At 61.0% G+C, this 2,899-nt stretch carries 3 protein-coding genes; 1 reads left to right on the forward strand and 2 read right to left on the reverse strand.

Going from position 1 to position 2,899, the window contains the following annotated elements; translation table 11 throughout:
- Together AC1DUU_RS28100 and AC1DUU_RS28105 are read right to left on the reverse strand one after the other, a co-directional pair.
- Positions 1–543: SspB family protein (locus AC1DUU_RS28100; protein ID WP_476786625.1), on the reverse strand; the 543-nt coding region annotated here is incomplete at its 3' end.
- Between the two features lie 152 nt (positions 544–695).
- Complete coding sequence (locus AC1DUU_RS28105) at positions 696–1,349, reverse strand: TetR/AcrR family transcriptional regulator C-terminal domain-containing protein (RefSeq protein ID WP_476786626.1); 654 nt, start codon at positions 1,347–1,349, stop codon at positions 696–698.
- Between the two features lie 169 nt (positions 1,350–1,518).
- Here AC1DUU_RS28105 and AC1DUU_RS28110 point away from each other — a divergent pair, with 169 nt between their 5' ends.
- Complete coding sequence (locus AC1DUU_RS28110; RefSeq protein WP_476786627.1) at positions 1,519–2,724, forward strand: multidrug effflux MFS transporter; 1,206 nt, start codon at positions 1,519–1,521, stop codon at positions 2,722–2,724.
- Positions 2,725–2,899 lie beyond the last annotated feature (175 nt).

Below are 2,899 nucleotides of genomic sequence, written 5' to 3' on the forward strand. Positions count from 1 at the left end.
GGGGTAGTTCTTGCGGAACGCGTCGAGCGAAACGACTTCGGCGCCTTTGCCGTGGGCTGGCTCTTCGGGCGTTTCCTTCTCAGCGGCGCCGGCCTTCTTCTTCGGTGCCGTCTTGCGCTCCGGCGGCTTGACCACAGCGATGGGCTCCGGATTGGACGGCGCTTCTTCAGACGCGGCAACCGGATCGGCCTTGACCTCGAATTCGAGCTCGAAGTTCACCGAAGGGTCGTAGAAGCCGCGCACGGCAGAGAAGGGGATCTCGAGCTTTTCCGGAACATCGGAGAAAGACAGGCCAATCTCAAAGCCGGTGTCGGTCACCTTGAGGTCCCAATACTGGAACTGGACGACGATGGTCATCTGCTCGGGATAACGCTCATGCAGGCGCGAAGAGATGCGCACGCCCGGCGCGCCGGTCATGAAGGTGATGAAGAAATGGTGGTTGCCCGGCAGGCCCGTGCGCGCGACTTCCGCCAGGACCTTGCGCATGACGCCACGCAGTGCCTCCTGGGCGAGAATGTCGTAGCGGATCTGGTCTTCGGCCATATGTACAAGCGGGTCCGATTGAATCGTTCCCTTACCTGTAATCAAGCTTGAGGCCGCCGTAAACCGGATATAGCGCCCTATTGAATGTTTGGGATTTCAGCCTTTGCCTGCTCGCAAGCTGCAGGACGACGTGAACGTCCATGCGGCCCCAATTATGCTGGTCGTGCCTTGCCGTAGGCGCGCAGGAAGCAGCGGACGGCGTTGGTCGCTGCTGCACGCAGCTGCTCTTCCGAGAGGGGATCGCCGAAAATCATCGCCATTTGCAGGTCGGCATTGACGAGAGCCAAAAACTGGCGCGCAGCGACGTCGGGGTCGTCCAGATCGAGCCAGCCGGCTAGGGCGAGGCGGGCAAGACGCGCGGCAAGGGCTGCCCAGGTCTTGGCAGGGCCGTGTTMGCGCCAGCCTGCGAAAAGCTCGGGATAGCGCTCGCCTTCGGTCTGCAGCAGCTTGCGCAGGAACTTGCCGTCGCGATTGCACATGCAGTTCTGGTTGAGCCGCACGGCAAAGGCGATCAGCTCGGCCTCCAGGTCGACGGGCTTGTCGGGGAAGGTGGCGAGGGTCTCGAAAATGCTGGCGTTGATGCGTTCGGTGATTTCTCGGACTACTGCGACCAGCAGATTCTCCTTATCACCGTGATGATTGTAGACGGTCTGGCGCGATACGCCGGCTTCAGCGGCGATGAGGTCGATGTTGGCGCCGGCAAAGCCTTCACGACAGAAAACGCCAGCCGCGGCATCGAGGATCGAGTGGCGCTTGGCGGTGTGGCTGCGGGCGACGGCAATGTCAGGAGCGATGGCAGGTGTCATGGAATTTTTATATACAGGTGATTGACGATTTGGACAAGTATGTCTAAAAATATGGACGTGGTGCTGAGAGGCCGGTTCGGGAGGAGTCGGAATCTCGGTTTGCCGAACGTCCTTGGATTACATGTCGCCGTGTTTTCGCGGCGGAAACCAGATCCGAAAGAATCACACCATGACACCCCAATTTCTCCGCGTGGCGGTCGTGCTCGGCCTGTTGTCGGCCATCGGCCCGTTTGCAATCGACATGTATCTTCCGGCGCTGCCAACAATCGGCGCCGACCTCAACGCCAGCACTGCCGCCGTGCAGATGAGTCTGCTCGTCTTCTTCCTCGCCATGGGCTTGGCGCAGATCGTCGTTGGCCCGATCTCCGACATGATCGGCCGCAAGGCGCCGCTCTATATCGGCCTGGTGCTGTTTGCCATCGGCGGTGTAGGTGCAGCGCTCGCGCCCAATATCGAATGGCTCATCTTTTTCCGCGTCGTACAGGGCCTTGGTGCTTCGGCCGGCATGGTGGTGCCGCGCGCAATCGTGCGCGACCTGCATACCGGTACCGAGGCAGCGCGGCTGATGTCGCTGTTGATGCTGGTGTTTTCCGTTTCGCCGATCCTTGCGCCGCTGACGGGTAGCCTGGTGATCGAAGGCTTCGGCTGGCGCGCCGTGTTCTGGGTCGTCACTGCTGCCGCGATGCTGGCAATCGTGCTGTTGTCGACGTCGCTGAAGGAAACGCGGCCCGCTGAACATCGCGCCGAAAGCTCGGTGCGCAGCGCCCTCAGCGGCTATCGCTTCCTGCTCGGCGACCGCAATTTCCTCAGCCTGACTTTCATCGGTGGCTTTGGCATCGCCAGCTTCTTTGTCTACCTCGCCAATTCGTCGTTCATCCTGATCGACCATTATGGCCTGTCGCCGTCGGTCTACAGCGTGTTCTTCTCGATCAATGCGGTGGCGTTCATCGGCATGTCACAGCTGACCGGATTGCTGACCGAGCGCTTCGGGCTGCGGCGCGTGGTCAGGGTCGCGGTGGTCGGTTATGCAACGATGATGGTGGTGTTGCTCGCCGTGTTCGCTTCGGGCGTCGACCGCCTCGACGTGCTCGCAACGCTGTTGTTCATCGGCTACGGCTTCCTTGGCCTCGTCATCCCCACCACCTCGGTGCTGGCGATGGAAGAGCATGGCGAAATTGCAGGTACGGCCTCCGCACTGATGGGCACGCTGCACTTTGCCACCGGTGCCGTCGCCATGGCGGTGGCAGGACTGTTCTTCGACGGCACGCCGCTGCCGATGGTCTTTGGCATTACCATCTCGGCCGTCATTGCCTTTGTGCTGGCCCAGGTGTCGCTTGGTCGCAGCCAGATGGCAGTCGAAGCCCCGGCGGAATGAAATCAAGCGGGGCCGGGCATTTGTCGCCCGGCTCCACAGTCATTAGTACCGAGGTCGCCCGATGACTGTCGGGGTCGAGCCGAAATGTCGCGCCATCTTCATCTAGCCTTGATATCGTCTTATTTACCCATGGGCCGGTAAGTCATTGCCAAGACCACCGGAAGTAGAGCGACGA

The organism is Aminobacter sp. P4_H6_2, assembly GCF_056400805.1.